Raw genomic sequence first — 19,535 nt, forward strand, 5'->3', positions numbered from 1 at the left:
ATGGAAATAAAAATTGTGAGACAGATTATGGAATGGAATGAAAAATGTGATGATGAGATACAAAAGCTGTTAAATGAAAAAGGCATATTTATGATAAATGTCATGGGCTCACCAGGTGGTGGGAAAACATCTTTTATAATTAAATTAATAGAAAAATTAAGGGATAAATATAGAGTAGGTGTAATAGAGGCAGATATAGCGGGAAAGTTAGATGCAGTGACAATTGGTCTTATGGGGATTCCTGTAGTGCAATTGAACACCGAAGGGGCCTGTCATATAGAGGCAATGTCCATAAAGAAAATACTGCCAGAATTTAATTTGGATACATTGGATATATTAATAATTGAAAATATAGGTAATTTAGTATGCCCAGCTGAATTTGAAATTGGGGAACATTTAAAGATAGCCCTTTTAAGTATTCCAGAGGGAGATGATAAAGTAGAAAAATATCCTCTTATGTTTACTAAGGCAGATGCTTTAATACTTAGTAAATATGATTTAAAAGAATATTTTAATTTTGATGAAAGAAGGGTGGAAGCAAGAGGAAAAGAAGTTAATCCTAATCTGCAAATATTTAATGCAAATTCTATTACCGGGGAAGGCATAGATAACTTTGTGCATTGGTTAGAAAGGGAGATGGATAGGAGAAAAGTTAAAGCAAAGGAGGAATAATATGAGGGTTAAATCTGTAGTTTCAACAGCTATACTCTCCTTTCTTTTATGGCTTATTTATATTGGAAGCTATTCAGCTCCCAATATAGGAGAAGAACTTGCAGGGGGAATTATAGTATCCTTATTCATAGGGGTATTTTCATCATCTTTTTTAATAAAGGAAGATGCATTTTGGATGTTTAAGAAAAATAGAATATTATGGCTAATACTATTCATTCCCTATTATGCAGTGGAACTCATTGAGGCCAATTGGGATGTGGCTAAAAGAGCTCTTTCTCCAAATCTAAACATTAATCCAGGTATTGTTAAGATAGAAACCAAGTTAAAATCTGACTATGGTCTAGCAATGCTGGCAAATTGTATAACCTTAACTCCAGGGACTATTGCCATGGATATAGTGGAGGAAAAAGGAAGTGTATATATGTATATACACTGGATTGATGTAAAAACCAAAGAAGAAGAGGAAGCGTCAAACATAATTAAAGGTGCCTTTGAACCCTGGGTAAGGAGGATATTTATATGATAGATATGTCCTTTGAATTTATTTTTATTTCAATTTTAATAGTATTGCTTAGTTTTTTACTATTGTATAGGGTATTTAAAGGCCCCAATATAATTGATAGAGTAGTAGCGGCGGATTCCATAGATGTTATGATTGGACTAGTAATGGTTTTATTCGGCTGCTATGAAGGAAGATCTCTTTATATAGATTTGGGACTCATAATAACCTTACTGGGGTTTATTGGCACTGTCCTCATTTCAAGATATTTGGAGGGGAAAATATGATAGCACGAATAATTATAGATATTTTTTTAATAATAGGTTTGTTCTTCATATTTGCAGGGGTAGTTGGAATGTTGAGAATGCCAGATACCTTTTGCAGGCTTCAATCCTCTACTAATATAGTAACTATGGGTGGATTGCCCATACTAATAGCAGCGGCTATTTATGGATTTTATATAGGAAATATAGCCATAGGAATAAAGTCAATAATAATAGGAGTGTTTATAATTTTAACAAATCCAGCAGCTTCCCATGCTATGACGAAAGCAGCATATAAAATAGGGACTCCAATGTTTAATAAAAGCTCTTACCCAAAGAATAGGGAGGGAAATTGATGAGTGCTTTGTTTAATACAAATTTCCTGAATACTTTGATAATTATAGGGATTGTAGTATCAGCCATATTTACTGTAATCATTGACGATATTTTACCCTGTGTCATTGCTTCTTCTGTAGTAGGAACCTTTATTGCTTTAGAATTTTTGCTTTTAAGAGCACCAGATGTTGCTATAGCTGAAGGAGCTGTAGGAGCAATACTTACCCCATTTATATTTGTAATCACTTTAAAGAAGGTCAATGAAAAGGAGGGTAAAGGGTAATGAAAAAATTTTTGGTATGGTTTTCATTAAGTATACTGTTGGTTTTTTCAGTATATGTTAGTTTTGTAATGGCAGCATTACCCTCTACCTATAATGGAATAAGTAACATAATTGTAAAAAATACTATAGAGAGGACTGGTGCAATAAATGCTGTAACTGCAATTGTTTTTGACTTTAGGGGATATGATACATTGGGAGAGTCCTTTGTTCTTTTTACGGCAGTGTCAGGATCAGCTGTAATATTAAGAAATTATAAAAAGAATTCTGTTACTCCCTTAGAGAAAGATTTAAAGAATAGTCAAAAGAACAAAAGTAATTTAGAAATAATAAAAGAAATAGATAAAAAAAGAGACAGTATAATAGAAAGGGATTCAATAATAGTATCCACAGCAAATCTAGTTTTACCAATTAGTCTAAGTTTAGGAGCTTATGTTATACTTCATGGACATCTAAGCCCTGGGGGAGGCTTCCAGGGAGGAGTTTTAATAGCTGGGGCTGTAGCCATAGTATTCTTAGCCTATGGCATGGATAGGGTATCAAAGGTATTTAATGCAGAAAGAATTAAAGTATATGAAAGTGTTGGAGCTTTAAGTTTTTTACTATTGGGAACTTTAGGTGTGGTATATGGCTATAATTTTTTTAAAAATGTAATTTATAATCAGGGAAAGCCAGGTATGCTTTATAGTTCTGGAACCATATTTTGGATGAACTTTGCAGTTGGCTATAAGGTATTGGCAGGTATTGGATTTTTGCTTATTACTATGATAGGTACCTTAAATGCAGAGGAAAATGAATAGAGGTGTAATTATGCTTATAAATTATATTGGAGCATTTATAGTTATGATATTAGGTTTATATATTATGATGAGTAAAAAAAATTTGATAAAGATAGTTATAGGAATGTCCCTTGTGGATTCAGGACTAAATTTATTATTGGTATCTGTAGGATTTAGACCCGGTGGTACTGCACCTATATTTATTACAGATTTAAAACCAGGGGCCTTTTTTGTGGATCCTGTACCTCAAGCATTGACACTTACATCTATTGTAATAGGGGCATGTGTGTCCGCTTTAGCACTATCTTTAATCATAAAAATACAGGAGAAGTATGGCACTATAGATGCGGATAAGGTAAGGAGGCTGAGAGGATGAATTATGTAAGCAGTTTACCTATAATTGCTATAATAACCCCATTTATTGGCGCTTTTCTCATTGGGGCTATAAGCAGTAACAAGAAGTTATTGCCAGCAATGAAAGGTATAGCCATAGTAAGTTCTCTAGTATCTTTGGTAAGTCTTCTATTTTTAACAAAGCCTATATTGCTGGAAGGTAAGGTGGCTACTTACTGGTTAGGTAATTGGATGCCTCAGGAACAAATGGCTATAGGAATAGGATTGGAAGTTGATTCCTTTGGTCTTTTTACTGGACTTATAATAACATTTTCATCTTTTTTGTCCAGCATATATTCCGTAACATATATGAAAGAGGACAATGCCATAGATAAATATTATACATTATTTCTCTTATTGCTGGGAAGTATGATTGGCTTTGTCCTTACTGGTGATTTATTTAATATGTATGTTATGTTAGAAATTATGACATTTGCGGCTATTTCACTTACAGCTTTTAGAAATAATGTTTATAAATCTTTGGAAGCGGGTTTTAAATACATAGTAATTGGTTCACTAGGCTCTACCTTGATTTTATTAGGTACTGTGCTTATATATGCTCAAACAGCCACATTAAACATGGCTCAAATATCTGCTTTAATTCATAATAATTATACTCCTGTAACTATATTAGCTTTAGCTTTTATGATGGCAGGTTATGGGGTAAAAGCTTTTTTAGTACCTTGTCATACTTGGCCGCCAGATGCACATATGTCCGCACCATCTTCTGTATCCATGCTGCTTTCAGGAGTTATGAGTAAAACGGGAATATATGGCTTTGTAAGGTTATTATATATGATATTTTTTAGTGTGGGAATGGCCAAAATGGAGTTACTTATTATAATATGGGGTACATTAACCATGATAGTGGGAGCTTCAATGGCTATAATACAGACAGATTTTAAAAGACTATTAGCTTTTTCTTCAGTTTCACAAATAGGGTACATAATAGTTGCTTTTGGAGTGGGGCTTTCTTCTAAAAGCAGTATAGGAGTATTAGGAACATTAGGCGGACTTTATCACATGATAAATCATGCCTCCTTTAAATGCTTACTTTTTATGTGTGCAGGAGCGGTACTTCATGCTACCGGAACCACAGATATTACTAAATTAGGAGGATTGTCAAAAAAAATGCCCTATACTACCATACTATTTTTAATAGCAGCTTTTTCTATAAGCGGGCTTCCTCCTTTTAATGGTTTTGTATCTAAATGGATGATATATCAAGCTACCTATGAGGCAGGTTATGCTCCTGTGACCATTATTGCTTTGATTGTGTCTGTTTTCACCTTAGCTTATATGATGAAGTTAGCTCAATCGGTTTTCTTTGGAGAATTGCCCAAAAAATTAGAGGAAGTAAAGGGAGTTCCCTTGACTATGAGTATTACCATGGGTGTATTTGCATTGGCTTGTTTAGTTGAAGGATTATTTCCTAAAATTATATCCAAGTATCTTTTAGAGCCTGCAGCCTATTCTATATATAACTTACATAATTATATAGATGTTATGTTTACCAAGGGTTTTGCAGAAAAAATGTTCAAAAATAAGATTCCAATCCCTAATATGACTTATGAAATGGCAGGATATTGGAGACCTGAGGCTTGGTTTGTATTGTTTATAGTAATACTTATAGGATTTATTATAGGAGTGGGAATAAGTCTAAACTTTGTTAAGAAAAATAATATAGACACAACCTGCAATTTTGGAGACAAATATGGAGTGTTTACCGGCGGAGAAAAGGAAGAATTTGCTCCTATAGCTGGAGGAGATCTTTTTTGGGGACTTAGACATAATTTAAAGGGATACTTTGGATTTTTAGAAAAGGCTCATAGTGGAGTAGTAAATGATTATGTAACCTGGGTTATTTCCTGTACTGCAGTATTAAGTATATATCTTTTTGCAGTACTATAGAGGAAGGGTGGTTTGTATGGAAACACTAAAGAGTTTATTTTATATTTTAATTTTTCCTGGATTGCTATTTAGCATATGCTTTGGATTAATTCTTTCTGGTATAGATAGAAAGATGGTAGCTAGAATGCAGAGAAGAATTGGTCCTCCTATAATGCAGCCTTTTTATGATATTCTAAAATTGGCAGGTAAGGAGAACCTGATACCAAGGGTAGCAGCTAAAAAAACCTTTATATTAGCACCTTTAATTGGGCTTATAAGTGTTATTACTATTTCTTTATTCATACCTTTTTATGGCATATATTTTTTCTCAGGGCAATTTGGTGACATAATTGTAATATTATATTTATTAACTATTCCAGCAGTAGCTCTTATAATAGGTGGTGCTGCTTCAGGATCACCTTATGCTAGCATTGGAATATCAAGAGAAATGGTAACCATGCTTTCCTACGAAGTACCTTTAGTGATAATAGTATTAGCTGTAGGAGCTAAAGCTGGCATTGCTATTTCCGGCAATGTAACTTTTTCTCTAAAGGTTATTGAGGATTATCAGAAACTATATGGGGTTAATTTAGCAAATTTAGCTACATTACCAGCAGCTTTAGCATTTTTATTTGTAATTCCAGCGGAAGTAGGCACAGTGCCCTTTGATGTAGCTGAAGCGGAAACAGAAATTTGTGAAGGCCCTTTAGTAGAGTATAGTGGATTTTATCTTGGAATATATAAGTTAACTCAAGCAGTAAAAATGTTTATCATGGGAAACTTATTTGTGAGTTTATTCCTAGGTGGAATTAATTTTGGAAATACAATATTAAATGTATTATTTAATATATTACTTATAATACTAGTAATAGTGGTATCAGTATCATTTGTGAGATCAGTAGTAGGAAGGATAAGGATAGAACAAACTTTAAAATTTTTTTGGACTATACCTACTGTATTGGCAGTTATAAGTTTAATACTTGCCTATATCTAAAAAATTGTAACCAATTTTTTAGTTGACAGTTGACAGAGGACAATTGACAGTTAAAGATGCTTTTTTGTAGATAAGTAAGAGGTAAGAGACCAAGAAGTAATAGTTGTGCTGAAAAGAGGTTTGAATATATGGAAAAGTTATTAAGGTGGAGTAGATCTAAATCTCCTTGGATATATCATTTAAATACTGGATCCTGCAATGGATGCGATATTGAACTTATGGCTTTATTGGGCCCTAAATACGATTTAGAAAGATTCGGAATAAAGCTTACTGGCACTCCAAAGCATGCAGATATAGTAGTAGTTACTGGACCTGTAACTACTAAATCCAAGGATAGAATGTTGAGAATACTATCTCAGATTCCCGAACCCAAGGTGGTAGTATCCTTAGGGTCTTGTCCTATGTCCTGTAATGTTTTTAAAGGAAGTTATTGTGTAGAGGGACCTTTAGATAGATGGACCCATGTGGATGTTTCAATAGGCGGATGTCCTCCAAAACCAGAAGCTATGATGGAAGGAATACTCCAAGCAGTAAAGATACTGAAAGAAAAAGGCGGTGAGGATAAACGTGGCTAAAATACCCTTTTTAAAGTATGCAATAAAACATATATTCATGCCTGCAGAAACAGAAAAGAGACACCACAAGTTAGTAGAGGCTCCAGAATCCTATAGGGGGAAAATAAAGTTCGATGAAAATTCATGTATAGGATGCGGAATGTGTATTAGAGTATGTGCTCCGGAAGCCATAACAAAAAAGGTAGAAAAATTAGATGGTGAAGAAAAGGTAACTATGAATTTTGATTTAGGTTCTTGTACTTTTTGCAAAATGTGTGAGGACTTCTGCCCTAAAAAAAGTATAAAGCTTACAAAGGATTATTCTTTAATAACTAGGGATAAAAGCAATCTTTATGAAAGAGGAAGCTTTATCAAAAAGTTACCTGTAAAAGTGGAGAAAAAAGCTCCTGAAAAGGTCATAGAGGAAAAAAAGTAATAAAACATAAATTATATGTAAATAATTTATGTTTAAGAAATTTAGTAATGTTGTAAATTACCTTTCCTTATTATAGAATATATATGAAACTTAATGAAAAATTGGAGGAGGAATTATGAATAAGAATGAACTAGCAGGAATGATAGATCATACATTGTTAAAACCTGAAGCACAAAAAAATGCTTTAGAAAAGTTATGTAAGGAAGCTATTCAATATAATTTTGCTTCAGTATGTATAAATCCTTGTAATGTAGCATTTGCAGCAGAAATGTTAAAGAAAAGTAAGGTAAAGGTATGTACTGTTATAGGCTTTCCTTTAGGAGCTGCTTCTACAGCTGTGAAAGCATTTGAAACAGAAGATGCTATAAAAAATGGTGCACAGGAAGTGGATATGGTAATTAATATAGGAAGGCTAAAGGATAGGGATTATGAATATGTGAAGAATGATATAAAAGCTGTAGTTGATGCAGCAAAAGGTAAGGCTCTAACTAAGGTGATTATTGAGACTTGTCTCTTAACTGATGAAGAAAAGGTAACTGCTTGCAAACTTTCTAAAGAAGCAGGGGCAAATTTTGTTAAGACTTCTACAGGATTTTCAACAGGTGGGGCTACAGTATCAGATGTTAAACTTATGAGAGAAACCGTAGGAAAGGATATGGGAGTAAAAGCTTCTGGTGGAGTAAGAACCTATGAAGATTCTATAGCTATGGTTGAAGCAGGGGCTTCGAGAATAGGTGCTTCTGCCTCCATTAAAATATGTGAAGAAATTAATAATGGAAAATAAGGATTGTATTAAGATATAAATATATACTTTTACAGTAGGATAAGATCTTGTGTTTTTGCAAGGTTTTATCTTTTTTTTATTTATTTTAGGTTTTTTTAAATTTTGTTCCTAAAAATATAGGAGGAGAATACTATTATATTAATGGGATAAAAAGGGGGGATTGTAATGAGGGAACTTAAATCTGATGAGGTAAAGTATTGTATAGAATTTACCAATCTAGATGAAAGAGAGGAAAATGATTATATACCAGAATATAAACAGGTGTATAAGGAAATAAAAAAGGCTTTAGAAATTGATAAAGAAGGATATAATGTTTATTTAATAGATGATTTTTCAAAGAAAAAGTTAGAAAATATAATGAATTTTATTAATGATAATATGAAGGATGTACCACCTAAAGATATTTGTTATGTGGTTAATGTGGATAGTAAAAATCCTAAAACCATATTTGTATCCAATGGTAAAGGAAAAGTTTTTGATAAATATGTGGAGGATATACAGGGAATCTATTTACAAAAAACCTATGATTTTTATAATACTTCTGAAAATAAGGAAAAGGAAAAGCTGCTTGAAATAGTACAAAAGAGTAGAAGTGAATTGGTAAGCAAAATGGTAAAGATAGCAGAGGATAACGGTTTTAATATAAAATTCACTACATCTGGCTTTACATTTATCCCCATAAGAGGCGATGGAAATGCCATGAGCGAAAATGAATATGATTCATTAGAGAATCAGGAAAAAGATGATATAATCACTAAGGTTGCTACCCTAAAGGTAGAAGCTCAGGATATTTTAGACCAAATAAAGGATAGAGAAGAAGAAGGAATTGAAAGCATTAAAGAACTTATGAAGAAATACTATGCTGATGTTATGAAAGAAATTAAAGATTCTTATAAAAAGGAATTTTGCCAGGAAGAACTAGTAATGAATTTTTTAGATAATATGTGTAGTGAAATAGAAAAAAGCTTGTTAGATAATTATTCAATGAGCTATGAAGATGATGAAGAAGGCGTACATGAAATTATATATAAATATGATGTTAATGTTATAGTGGACAATAGAAACAATAAAAAACCTGTTTGCATATATGAAGATGATCCAAGCCTAAGCAATCTATTAGGAAATATAGAGTATGAAAATAAAAATGGTGTTTACATTACAGACGTAAATCTTATAAAAGCAGGATCTATATTACAAGCAAATGAAGGTTGTATTATAATAAGGGTTAATAACCTTCTAGCCAATCCTTCAGCTTATTATTATTTAAAGAAAACTTTAATAAATGGAAAAGTAGATATAGATTATAATAGAGGGTATTTGGAGCTTTTATCTCTCAATGGGTTACATCCCGAACACATAGACATAAATGAAAAGATAATTCTCATTGGTGATTATGAAACCTATAACCTTTTATATTCTTATGATGATGACTTCAAAAATATATTTAAGATAAAAGCAGAGTTTAATCCAGTGGTTAAAATTAATGAAAAAACAAAAGCCTCTCTTATGAAAAATATAAATAACATATGTAAAAACAATAATTTAAAGTCTATTAAAGAGGATGGAATTAAAGAAATAGCTAAATTTCTTTCAAGAAAGGCTGAAAACAGGAATAAAATGTATTTTAATATAGATGAACTAGATAGGATATTAACCTTAGCTAATAGTAAATCAAAAAGTGAAAGCAAAGATTTTATAGACAAAAAGGATATAATATCTGTAGCTTATAATGAAGAAGAAATAGAAAATGAAATACTAGAGGCATTTGAAGAAAACAAAATATTTATTAATTTAAAGGGAAAATCAGTGGGAGAGATTAATGGACTTACTGTTTTAGATACAGGCTATTATTGTTTTGGTAAACCCGTTAGAATAACCTGTAATTGTTATAATGGAGAAGGGAATATAATAGATGTACAAAAGGATAGCCAATTAAGCGGCCAGATACACATCAAAGCAATAAATATTTTAAAAGGATATATAAATAATCTTATTGGAGGATATAGTAAAATTCCAGTGGATTTTAATTTAAGTTTTGAGCAGGTATATGGGAAAATAGATGGAGATAGTGCTTCAGTGGCAGAAGCAATAGTTATGCTTTCTTCATTGAGTAGAATTGAAATAAAAAATAATATAGCAGTAACAGGTTCTATAAATCAGCTAGGTGAAGTACAGCCTATAGGTGGAATAAATGAAAAAATAGAAGGATTTTTTAAAGTATGCAAAAAGTTAGATAATACTAAGGATAAGGCAGTGCTAATCCCATATTCCAATAGGGATAACTTGGTTTTAAGCGAAGAGGTGGAGAGGGAAGTAGAAAATGGAAACTTCCATATATATACTATGGAAAATATCAAGGATGCAGTTAATATACTAATGGGCAATGGTAGTGACACTTATAAAGATGTTTTAGATGCTATAGGAAAAGAGCTTAAAAAATATAATGATAAGAAGAACGCTAAATAAATAGTAAAAACCAGGTTGTGTTATTATAACCTGGTTTTTAATTTAGAGTACATTATTCATAAAGAAAGTAGTACCTTTTAAAACTAGGAAGTTAAAGAAGACTCCTAAAAGTACAGCTAGTGTGCAGTAGGTACTGCATTTAGTTAATTTTAACTTTGTACAAATATAATCATTCCTAGAGATTTTTATACATTTGGAAGAAGATACAATAAATATAATCCAAGGGAATATACTTTCTATAGAAAGTATAGGAACTAATAAATTTATTATTATAAAAATAAAACACCATTTAGGAATTGTAAAATACATAGCTTCCTCCTATTTGAAATAATCGGCTCTTATTATTTTATCACTTAAATCAATACCTTTAAGGAAAAAATCATTTTCCTTAGAATCCTGTCCTATATATTGTCTAGTAGAGGTTATTGCAAAACTTCTCTTTGTATTTAAAAGATTTCTACCTATGGAACTTGAAGTGTACTGTGAAGAATCAGCACCCATTAAGTAACTAATTGTAGGAAGGAAATCAACTTGTCCACCAGTTGTGGAAATAGTCTCACCTTTTAAACCCTTAGAGTATATTATCAGTGGAACTCTTAAATCATTATTATCCCACCAGGATTCTTTATTTTTCATAGAATCCACTTCATCTTTGAAGAATTTATGTACTCCTTCATGATCACCATATATTACAACTACAGAATTATCTAGCAGATCACTTTTGTTCAAGTTATCTAGGAATACTCCTATTTGTGTATCTGTATATTTTACGCATTGAAAATAACCACCCATTCTAGTTCCTTCTAAAGAATTATCTAAATGTAATTGTTTATACTGTTTTGAAAGGCTAAAAGGAGAATGACTGGTTAAAGTTATAGAAAAACTATAAAATGGTTTCTTTTGTCTTTCTATAAGTGGAGCTAGCTGTTTTAAAAAACTTCTATCACTTAAACCTAATCCTATTACTTCATCAATATTAAAATAACTAGAATCATAACAGTTTTCAAACCCAATTGATTTTAATGCCGGAAGCCAGTTCCAATAGGAACCCTTATCTGGATGTACTGCCAGGGTATTATAACCCAATGATTTCATTATATTTGGCAGGGAATTTTTATAAGTGTTATCTGGATATCTAAAAAATGTACTTCCACTCCTTATAGGATAAAGTGAGGTGTTGGAAAGCAATTCCGCATCGGAGGTTGTACCATTATAAGTCTGCTCTATATAGTTGTTAAAATACAAACTGTTTCTTAATAGTTTATTTAAATTTGGAGTGATCTCCTCACCATTTATTTTGTTATTTATTACAAAGTTTTCTAAAGATTCCGCCTGCAGCACTATTAAATTTTTCCCTTTAAATAATGCTTTATATTTATTGTCTGGAAGAACTTCCTGCTTTTGTTTAAACCAATTTTTAATTTCATTTTCTTCAGATTTACTTAAATTATAGGGTTGACATTCTTCGTAATACCTATATAGATCAAAAATATGGTAACCAATAGGAGTTAAAGAAGCCATGGTTTGATTTTGAGACCAACTGGTTTTAAAAATAAATTCATTTTCGAAGCCTTTTTTTAGTATATCTACTTTGTAGTGAACATAGGTGAGATACAAAACAGGTAACAAAAAAAGAATCAGGAAAGATAAAAGGTTTCTTTTGGTATTTTTATAAATTTTACTATATTTAATAGATAGAATTATTAAAACCAAAATATCTAGAATAAATAGTATATCAATCCTTCTGCCCATGGCTAGTACACTATCACTTAAATTGTTTAAATTAGATGTAGCCTTTAGCATATGATAACTTAAAAATGCATGATTGCTCCTATAATACCATAGATCAGCAATATATATAGTAGTTATTAATATATCTAATACTGTAAAAAACCATAAATGACATAATCCCTTAAATAAAAAGGCAAAGGATAGAGATAATGAAATAAAGCTAATATAGACTAATATTGGCAGGACACTATGAAATGTTATATTGGTACCTATACTTACAGCTTTATCACTGGATATTAATAAAATAAATAATATAGTTTTAATAAATAATAATATAAAGCTATATTTAAATATTTTATTTTCTTTAATATTGCTATAGGACAAATAAACTTTATTTATAAAGTCATCAAATAGAGATTTTTTTATTTTAATGTTAGAATTTTTTGAAGTTTCCATGAGACCTCCCTTTAAATCTTAGTAATTGAATATTATAATCCAAAAATATTTCTTATATTATACTATAAAAAGGGAAATATGAATAGTTTGTTGAAATAAATTTTGGAGTAGAGTATAATTTAGGAAGAATTAACTAAGGAGAGGAAAGGACTGTGTACATATATGAAGCTTGGAATTGTTGGTTTACCCAATGTAGGCAAAAGTACTTTGTTTAATGCTATAACTAGCGCAGGAGCAGAAGCTGCTAACTATCCATTTTGTACTATAGAACCAAATGTAGGAGTAGTTGCTGTACCTGATAAGAGATTAGATGTATTAGAAAAAATGTATAATCCTAAAAAGAAGATTTATGCAACTATAGAGTTTTATGATATAGCAGGACTTGTAAAAGGAGCTAGTAAAGGAGAGGGATTAGGCAATAAATTTCTTTCACATATAAGGGAAGTTGAAGCTATAGTACATGTTGTAAGATGCTTTGATGATGAAAATGTAGTTCATGTAGAAGGGTCTATAGATCCAATAAGGGATATAGAAACTATCAATCTTGAACTTATACTATCCGATATAGAAGTTTTAGATAGAAGAATAGAAAAAGCCATTAAAGCTGCTAAGGGTGGAGATAAAAAAGCGAAAGAAGAACTTGCTTTAATGGAAAAAGCAAAGGCTCACCTTGAAGAAGAAAAACCTATAAGAACCCTTGAAGTAACAGATGAGGAAAAGGAAATAATAAAAGGATTCTTCCTAATTACTTCAAAGCCAGTACTGTATGTTGCTAATGTATCTGAAGAAGATTTACTTTCAGGTAATATGGAAAATGATTATGTAAAAGCAGTTAGGGAATATGCTAGTAAGGAGAACTCTGAGGTAGCAGTAATAAGTGCTAAAATAGAAGAAGAATTGTCCACCTTAGAAGAAGAAGAAAAGGCAGAGATGTTAAAGGAATATGGCATAGAAGAGCCAGGCCTTAATAAATTAATTCATTCCAGCTATAAACTTTTAGGATTACTTAGTTTCTTAACAGCTGGTTCTGATGAAGTTAGAGCATGGACTGTAAAACAGGGAACTAAAGCACCTCAAGCAGCTGGAAAAATCCACACAGATATGGAAAGAGGTTTCATTAGAGCTGAGGTAATATCTTATGATAAATTAATTGAATGTGGTTCTGAAGTAGCTGCAAAAGAAAAAGGATTTTATAGACTTGAGGGAAAAGATTATATAATGCAGGATGGAGACATAGTAATGTTTAGATTCAATGTATAATAAATATTATTGTATTAACTAATTTATAAATAGGCATAATATTAAAGATAGTATTTTTAATTACTAAAGAAAGGAAGATTATATTATGCCAAAGGATAGCCAACCAGATAACAAAAAAGCTAGAATGGAAAAATGTAATTGGGATACACCTATAACCAGGGAATCTGCAAAGAATAGTAATAGAACTACTAAAAAACAATCTGCTAAAAGAGGGCAGTAAAAAATGGGGCTGTTGTGCTAAGAATAAATACTACAGTATATAGTATGTAAATTTCTTAATGCAACAGCTCCATTTTTTAGTTGACAGAGGACAGTTGACAATTGTCAACTAAAAAAAATTGGTTACAATTTTTTAAAAAATCTATTGACCATTACCTTACGTCATGGGTTACAATAAGATTGTAGGGGTGATAATTTTGGAAGGTGATCCAAAGGAATTCTATAGTGTAGGGGAATTTGCTAAAAAAGCGGGGGTAACAATTAGAACACTAAGATATTACGATAAAATAGGATTGTTGAAGCCATGCGGATATAACTCATTAGGTTATAGGCTTTATAGCAAACAAGATTTTGGAATACTTCAAAAGATATTAACACTAAAATTTATTGGTTTATCCCTTGATGAAATAGGGGATATTATGAAATATGATATAAACGATAACGATTTTAAAAAATCCCTTGAAATACAAAAAGAAATTATTGGAGAAAAAATACAGCATATGTTTACTGTTATAAAAGCTATTGATGAAACCCTTCAAATGGTAGAAAAAAAAGATGCACTTAATTGGGATAAGTTTATAAATGTAATTAACCTAATAAATTTGGATAAAAAATGGTTAGAACAATATAAAAATGCGTCAAATTTAAGAGCTAGAATAAACCTACATGAAAGATTTAGCACAAATAAAGAGGGATGGATGCACTGGTTTTTTAAACAGTTAAACCTGCCAGGCAAAATTAACATATTAGAATTAGGCTGTGGGGATGGAAGCCTATGGGTAAAAAACTTGGATAGAATACCTAAGGGTTGGAATATTACCCTTACAGATTTCTCAGGAGGTATGTTAAAGGATGCTAAAAAAAACTTGGCAAATTATAAGGATAGATTTAACTTTAATATAGTAGATGCGGAAAATATACCCTATGAAAAAGAAGGTTTTGATGTGGTAATTGCTAATCATATGCTATATCATCTAAATGATATAGATAAGGCTTTAAAAGAAATAAATAGAGTGCTTAAAAAGGATGGATACTTTTTTGCTTCTACTGTTGGGAAGAACCATATGAAGGAAATGAGAGATAAAATCAGGTTAGTTGATGAAAGTATGTTGGAATTAGAAGGCTTTACTTTAACAAAAAAGTTTCAATTAGAAAATGGTATGGAAATATTAAATCCATGGTTTAATAATATTTCTATGAAGAGATATAAGGATAGCTTAAAATTGACAGAAGTAACCCCATTAATAGATTATATTTTTTCTATGCCGGGAAATATAGAGGAAAGATTTAATAAATATAAACTTAAAAAATTAGAGAATATATTGGGAGATATTATAAAAGATAAAGGTTATATCCATATAACAAAGGACACAGGATTTTTTATAGGTAGAAAAAAGCAGCTATTATAATGCTATCAATTAAAATTTAATATAAATATTTTATAAAAATTAAAAGGAGTGTGTTTAAATGGGAAAGAAAATACCTTTTTCACCACCAGATATTACTAAAGAAGAAATTAATGAGGTAGTAAAAGTTTTGGAATCCGGTTGGATTACTTCAGGACCAAGGGTAGCACAATTTGAAGAAGATATAAAAAAATATTGCAATTCAAATTATGCAGTAGCTTTGGGCAATGCCACTGCTGGTATGGAACTTATATTAAAGGTTTTTGATATAAAAGAAGGAGATGAGGTAATAACTACTCCTTATACTTATGCTGCTACAGCTAATATAATTGTACACAGAGGGATAAAGCCTACTTTTGTAGATGTAGAAAAAGAAAGTTTTTTAATAGATATTGATAACATAGAAAAGGCAATAACTCCTAGAACAAAGGCTATAATAACGGTAGATATTGCAGGGGTGCCAGTAGATTATGACAAGGTTAGAGCTATGCTTAAAAAGTTAGGCAGAGAAGATATAATACTTATAGCAGATTCAGCTCACTCTTATGGTGCTTCATATAGGGGTAAAAAGGTAGGATCTCAATGTGATTTTCATGTATTTTCCTTCCATGCAGTAAAAAATTTAACTACTGCAGAGGGCGGGGCAATTACTTACAATGATAATAATTTCCATGGCAAGGAGGATTTATTACATGAATTTAAGATAACCTCATTACAAGGTCAATCTAAAGATGCTTTTAGTAAAATGAAGGCAGGAGCTTGGAAGTATGATATTTTAACTGATGGATTTAAATGCAATATGACAGACCTACAGGCAGCTATTGGAGTAGCTCAAATGAGGCGTTATGAAGATATGCTGGAACATAGAAGAAAAATATTTGAAATTTATACTAATGCCTTAAAGGAAAAAGAGTGGGCCATAATTCCTGTGGCAAAAAATGAAATAATGGAGACTTCATATCATCTATACACATTGAGAATAAAAGGCTTTGAAGAAGAAAATAGAAATGCTGTGATACAGTCCTTAGCAGACATGGATATAGCTACAAATGTACATTTTATCCCACTGCCAATGTTTACTTTATACAAGAATTTAGGATATAAAGTGGAAGATTATCCAAATGCATATAATCAGTATAAAAATGAAATAACACTTCCTGTTTATTCAACACTTTCATTGGAAGATGCTGATTATTTAGTAAAAGAACTTATAAAAGCAGTGGAAAAAATAAATAATAAATAATAGATAATAGATAAAAAATAAGGGAAGAATTTTTACTGTGTAAAAATTCCAAGATTATAGAAATTCCGTAGAGGAATTTCTACCATATTTATTATTTATTCTTTATAATTTATAATTTGAACTTTAGAGGGAGGTATATTCATGGAAGTGAGTTTTTACACTTCAAAAAGAGAATACTTGGAAAAGAAAAGTGAATTTCAACAGGCAATCGATAAGGTTTTGGAAAATGGGATACAAACTTTGGGAAAAGAAGTTAAGGATTTAGAGATGTCTGTGGAAGAATTTAGCGGAGCAAAACATGCCATTGGGGTTGCCTCAGGTACAGATGCTTTAGTTATAGCTTCAGATATTTTAGGCTTTAAAAATGGAAAGGAAGTAATAACATCACCTTTTACATTTCTTGCGTCTACTTCCTGTATTGCTAAACATGGTGGCAAACCTGTTTTTGTTGATATTGATGAAGAAACCTTTAATATAGATACAACAAAAATTGAAGAAAGAATAACTAAAAACACAGTAGGAATTCTTCCTATTCATCTATTCTGCCAAATGGCTAATATGGATGATATAATGAAATATGCCAAAGAACATAATCTATATGTGCTTGAGGATGCAGCTGAAGCCTTTGGAATGAAGTGGAAAGGAAATGGAGAAAGCTATAGGACTGCAGGTACTATAGGGGATATGGGTATATATTCCTTCTTTCCAACTAAAACTTTGGGCGGCTATGGTGATGGAGGAATGGTTACCACTAATAGTGATGAATTAGCAGAGCTTACAAAAATATTTAGAGTGCATGGAGCAAAAGAAAAATATCACTATGACTATATAGGATATAACTCAAGATTGGATACCATGCAGGCAGCAATACTTCTTGTAAAAATGAAATATATAAATAAAGCCATAGAAAAAAGAGAAACTATAAGCAATTGGTATAGAGATAGATTAAAGGATATTGAATATATTAAGCTTCCAAAAGTAAAGGGAGATCAAAAGCCTGTTTATTATGTATTTAATTTGCTTTGTGAAAAGAGAGATGAACTAAATAAATATTTAAAGGGAAATGGAATAGGAACAAATATTTATTACCCAATGCCTCTTCATCTTCAAAAATGTTTTAGCTATTTGGGATATAAAGAAGGAGATTTTCCAATAGCTGAAAGAACTTGTAAGGAAATATTAGCATTGCCAATATATCCTGAAATAACTGAAGAAGAAGTGGATTATGTGTGTAAAAAGATTAAAGATTTTTATAAGAAATAATTAGTTAAATGAAAAAGCATAGTATAGGAAATTTAATTCTATACTATGCTTTTTTACTATTTGCAACTTTTATCTCATAAAAAATTTTAATGCTCTTAAACTTTTTATTAAAAAGCACTTTAAAAGAAGGAATTTTTGGGTTATTATAGAATAGTAAAGTTAGTGGTTTAAAGTGGCTTAAAGTGGAGTGAAATAGAAATTAGGGGTGGGAAAATGTTTATAGGTGAATACGCCCATGGAATAGATCCAAAAAATAGAATCATTATACCATCGAAGTTCAGGGAAGAACTAGGGGAAAAGTTTATTTTGACTAAAGGCTTAGATGGCTGCCTATACATTTACCCTTTAGATGAATGGAATATTCTAGAGGAAAAGCTTAAGAAGCTTCCACTAACTAGCAAGGATGCTAGGGCTTTTGTAAGATTCTTTTTCTCTGGTGCCAACGAAATTGTCATTGATAAACAGGGAAGAGCCCTAATACCACAAAACCTTTTAGAATATGCAAATATAAAAAAGGAAATAGTAAGCATAGGAGTTTCTAATAGAATAGAAATTTGGAGTAAAGAAAAATGGAAAGAATATAATGAATCCAATATAGACTTTGAACAAATTTCAGAAAAAATGTGTGAACTAGGGATTTAAAATAATGAAATGGAGAAATACATATGGAATTTAAACACATATCGGTTTTATTAAATGAAGTTATAGAAAAATTAAATATTAAAAAAGATGGAATATATGTAGATTGTACATTAGGTGGGGCGGGACATTCTTCAGAGATTTTAAAACTACTATCACCAAAGGGAAAGCTTATAGGAATTGACCAGGATGAAGAAGCTTTGAAAGCTGCTAAGGAAAGGTTAAAGGATTACAATAATGTAATATATGTCCATGATAATTTTTATAATATAGAAGAAATATTGAAGAGCTTGAATATAGAAAAGGTAGATGGAATATTAGCAGATTTGGGAGTATCCTCCTATCAGCTAGATAAAGGTGAAAGAGGATTTAGTTATATGAAGGATGCACCTTTAGATATGAGAATGGATAGAAGAAATAGTTTGTCTGCCTATGAAGTAATAAATACATATAGTGAGGAAAATTTAGCAAAGATTATAAGGGATTATGGAGAAGATAAATTTGCTAAAAGAATTGCTAAATTTATAGTACAAAGTAGAAATAAACAGGAAATAAAAACCACAGGGGAATTGTCAGAAATAATTAAATCTGCTATTCCGGCAAAGTTTAGAAGAGAAGGACCTCATCCAGCTAAGAGGACTTTTCAAGCCATAAGAATTGAGGTGAATAAGGAACTAGAAATATTAGGGAAATCCGTAGAAGACGGGGTTAAGCATTTAAATACTGAAGGAAGAATGGCTATAATAACTTTCCATTCCCTGGAGGATAGAATTATAAAAAATAAGTATAGGGAATTGGAAAACCCATGCACATGTCCAAGGGATTTTCCTATATGTGTATGTGGAAAAAAGCCACAAATAAGGGTGATTTCAAGAAAACCTATAGAACCTACAAAGGAAGAGGTAGAGGCTAATCCTAGAAGTAGAAGTGCAAAACTTAGAGTTGCAGAAAAGCTTTAATTTACTGTTCTAA

22 protein-coding genes are annotated in these 19,535 nt (G+C 31.2%); 20 read left to right on the plus strand and 2 right to left on the minus strand.

The genetic code is table 11. The features are described from left to right. The 13 genes from hypB to CLLI_RS06645 all read left to right on the plus strand — a co-directional run bounded on the left by hypB (nucleotide 1) and on the right by CLLI_RS06645 (nucleotide 10,346). Nucleotides 1–672 carry a hydrogenase nickel incorporation protein HypB gene (gene hypB, locus CLLI_RS06585; RefSeq protein ID WP_106063427.1) on the plus strand — a complete coding sequence of 224 codons (672 nt, stop codon included), beginning with the start codon at nucleotides 1–3 and terminating at the stop codon, nucleotides 670–672. 1 nt (nucleotide 673) lies between these two features. After that, nucleotides 674–1,195, plus strand: coding sequence for a Na+/H+ antiporter subunit E (locus CLLI_RS06590; protein WP_106063428.1), 522 nt, complete (start codon nucleotides 674–676; stop codon nucleotides 1,193–1,195). After that, nucleotides 1,192–1,458 (plus strand): MrpF/PhaF family protein, encoded by a 267-nt coding sequence (locus CLLI_RS06595; protein WP_242975545.1) that lies wholly within the window; start codon nucleotides 1,192–1,194, stop codon nucleotides 1,456–1,458. The genes CLLI_RS06590 and CLLI_RS06595 overlap by 4 nt, the downstream gene beginning before the upstream one ends. After that, nucleotides 1,455–1,790, plus strand: a complete 336-nt coding sequence (gene mnhG, locus CLLI_RS06600; protein ID WP_106063429.1) for a monovalent cation/H(+) antiporter subunit G — start codon at nucleotides 1,455–1,457, stop codon at nucleotides 1,788–1,790. The genes CLLI_RS06595 and mnhG overlap by 4 nt, the downstream gene beginning before the upstream one ends. Further along, a complete protein-coding gene (locus CLLI_RS06605) occupies nucleotides 1,790–2,053 on the plus strand; it encodes a hydrogenase subunit MbhD domain-containing protein (protein ID WP_106063430.1) in 264 nt (87 codons plus the stop codon). The genes mnhG and CLLI_RS06605 overlap by 1 nt, the downstream gene beginning before the upstream one ends. Next, nucleotides 2,053–2,850 (plus strand): hydrogen gas-evolving membrane-bound hydrogenase subunit E, encoded by a 798-nt coding sequence (mbhE, locus tag CLLI_RS06610; RefSeq protein WP_106063431.1) that lies wholly within the window; start codon nucleotides 2,053–2,055, stop codon nucleotides 2,848–2,850. The genes CLLI_RS06605 and mbhE overlap by 1 nt, the downstream gene beginning before the upstream one ends. 10 nt (nucleotides 2,851–2,860) lie before the next feature. Continuing rightward, nucleotides 2,861–3,205: a sodium:proton antiporter gene (locus CLLI_RS06615; RefSeq protein WP_106063432.1), complete on the plus strand. Its 345-nt coding sequence runs from the start codon at nucleotides 2,861–2,863 to the stop codon at nucleotides 3,203–3,205. Continuing rightward, on the plus strand, nucleotides 3,202–5,133 hold the full coding sequence (locus CLLI_RS06620; RefSeq protein WP_106063433.1) for a proton-conducting transporter transmembrane domain-containing protein: 1,932 nt from the start codon (nucleotides 3,202–3,204) through the stop codon (nucleotides 5,131–5,133). Before CLLI_RS06615 ends, CLLI_RS06620 begins: the two co-directional genes overlap by 4 nt. Nucleotides 5,134–5,149: 16 nt before the next feature. Beyond that, nucleotides 5,150–6,106, plus strand: coding sequence for a respiratory chain complex I subunit 1 family protein (locus CLLI_RS06625; protein WP_106063434.1), 957 nt, complete (start codon nucleotides 5,150–5,152; stop codon nucleotides 6,104–6,106). Nucleotides 6,107–6,234: 128 nt separating this feature from the next. Further along, a complete protein-coding gene (locus CLLI_RS06630; protein WP_106063435.1) occupies nucleotides 6,235–6,681 on the plus strand; it encodes an NADH-quinone oxidoreductase subunit B family protein in 447 nt (148 codons plus the stop codon). Beyond that, on the plus strand, nucleotides 6,674–7,096 hold the full coding sequence (locus CLLI_RS06635) for a 4Fe-4S binding protein (protein WP_106063436.1): 423 nt from the start codon (nucleotides 6,674–6,676) through the stop codon (nucleotides 7,094–7,096). Before CLLI_RS06630 ends, CLLI_RS06635 begins: the two co-directional genes overlap by 8 nt. Nucleotides 7,097–7,211: 115 nt before the next feature. After that, complete coding sequence (gene deoC, locus CLLI_RS06640; RefSeq protein ID WP_106063437.1) at nucleotides 7,212–7,880, plus strand: deoxyribose-phosphate aldolase; 669 nt, start codon at nucleotides 7,212–7,214, stop codon at nucleotides 7,878–7,880. 165 nt (nucleotides 7,881–8,045) lie between these two features. After that, nucleotides 8,046–10,346 carry an AAA family ATPase gene (locus CLLI_RS06645; RefSeq protein ID WP_106063438.1) on the plus strand — a complete coding sequence of 767 codons (2,301 nt, stop codon included), beginning with the start codon at nucleotides 8,046–8,048 and terminating at the stop codon, nucleotides 10,344–10,346. A gap of 42 nt (nucleotides 10,347–10,388) precedes the next feature. Here the strand turns inward: CLLI_RS06645 and CLLI_RS14335 are convergent, their stop codons facing one another. Both CLLI_RS14335 and CLLI_RS06650 read right to left on the minus strand, forming a co-directional pair. Further along, nucleotides 10,389–10,655 carry a hypothetical protein gene (locus tag CLLI_RS14335; RefSeq protein ID WP_146127078.1) on the minus strand — a complete coding sequence of 89 codons (267 nt, stop codon included), beginning with the start codon at nucleotides 10,653–10,655 and terminating at the stop codon, nucleotides 10,389–10,391. A 9-nt stretch (nucleotides 10,656–10,664) separates the two neighbouring features. Further along, a complete protein-coding gene (locus CLLI_RS06650) occupies nucleotides 10,665–12,533 on the minus strand; it encodes an LTA synthase family protein (RefSeq protein WP_106063439.1) in 1,869 nt (622 codons plus the stop codon). A 162-nt stretch (nucleotides 12,534–12,695) separates the two neighbouring features. Between CLLI_RS06650 and ychF the strand changes: the two genes are divergently transcribed. The 7 genes from ychF (at nucleotide 12,696) to rsmH (ending at nucleotide 19,522) form a co-directional block, all read left to right on the plus strand. Then, nucleotides 12,696–13,793, plus strand: coding sequence for a redox-regulated ATPase YchF (ychF, locus tag CLLI_RS06655; protein ID WP_106063440.1), 1,098 nt, complete (start codon nucleotides 12,696–12,698; stop codon nucleotides 13,791–13,793). An 85-nt stretch (nucleotides 13,794–13,878) separates the two neighbouring features. Then, on the plus strand, nucleotides 13,879–14,013 hold the full coding sequence (locus CLLI_RS14995) for a hypothetical protein (RefSeq protein WP_278335570.1): 135 nt from the start codon (nucleotides 13,879–13,881) through the stop codon (nucleotides 14,011–14,013). A gap of 196 nt (nucleotides 14,014–14,209) precedes the next feature. Continuing rightward, nucleotides 14,210–15,421, plus strand: coding sequence for a MerR family transcriptional regulator (locus CLLI_RS06660; RefSeq protein WP_106063441.1), 1,212 nt, complete (start codon nucleotides 14,210–14,212; stop codon nucleotides 15,419–15,421). Between the two features lie 58 nt (nucleotides 15,422–15,479). Then, on the plus strand, nucleotides 15,480–16,661 hold the full coding sequence (locus CLLI_RS06665) for a DegT/DnrJ/EryC1/StrS family aminotransferase (protein ID WP_106063442.1): 1,182 nt from the start codon (nucleotides 15,480–15,482) through the stop codon (nucleotides 16,659–16,661). Nucleotides 16,662–16,802: 141 nt separating this feature from the next. Further along, a complete protein-coding gene (locus tag CLLI_RS06670; RefSeq protein ID WP_106063443.1) occupies nucleotides 16,803–17,924 on the plus strand; it encodes a DegT/DnrJ/EryC1/StrS family aminotransferase in 1,122 nt (373 codons plus the stop codon). 213 nt (nucleotides 17,925–18,137) lie between these two features. Then, nucleotides 18,138–18,566: a division/cell wall cluster transcriptional repressor MraZ gene (gene mraZ, locus CLLI_RS06675; protein WP_106063444.1), complete on the plus strand. Its 429-nt coding sequence runs from the start codon at nucleotides 18,138–18,140 to the stop codon at nucleotides 18,564–18,566. A 23-nt stretch (nucleotides 18,567–18,589) separates the two neighbouring features. Further along, nucleotides 18,590–19,522: a 16S rRNA (cytosine(1402)-N(4))-methyltransferase RsmH gene (rsmH, locus tag CLLI_RS06680; RefSeq protein ID WP_106063445.1), complete on the plus strand. Its 933-nt coding sequence runs from the start codon at nucleotides 18,590–18,592 to the stop codon at nucleotides 19,520–19,522. The last annotated feature ends 13 nt before the right edge of the window (nucleotides 19,523–19,535 follow it).

It is taken from the genome of Clostridium liquoris, assembly GCF_002995785.1.
GTDB classification, from domain to species: domain Bacteria; phylum Bacillota; class Clostridia; order Clostridiales; family Clostridiaceae; genus Clostridium_AO; species Clostridium_AO liquoris.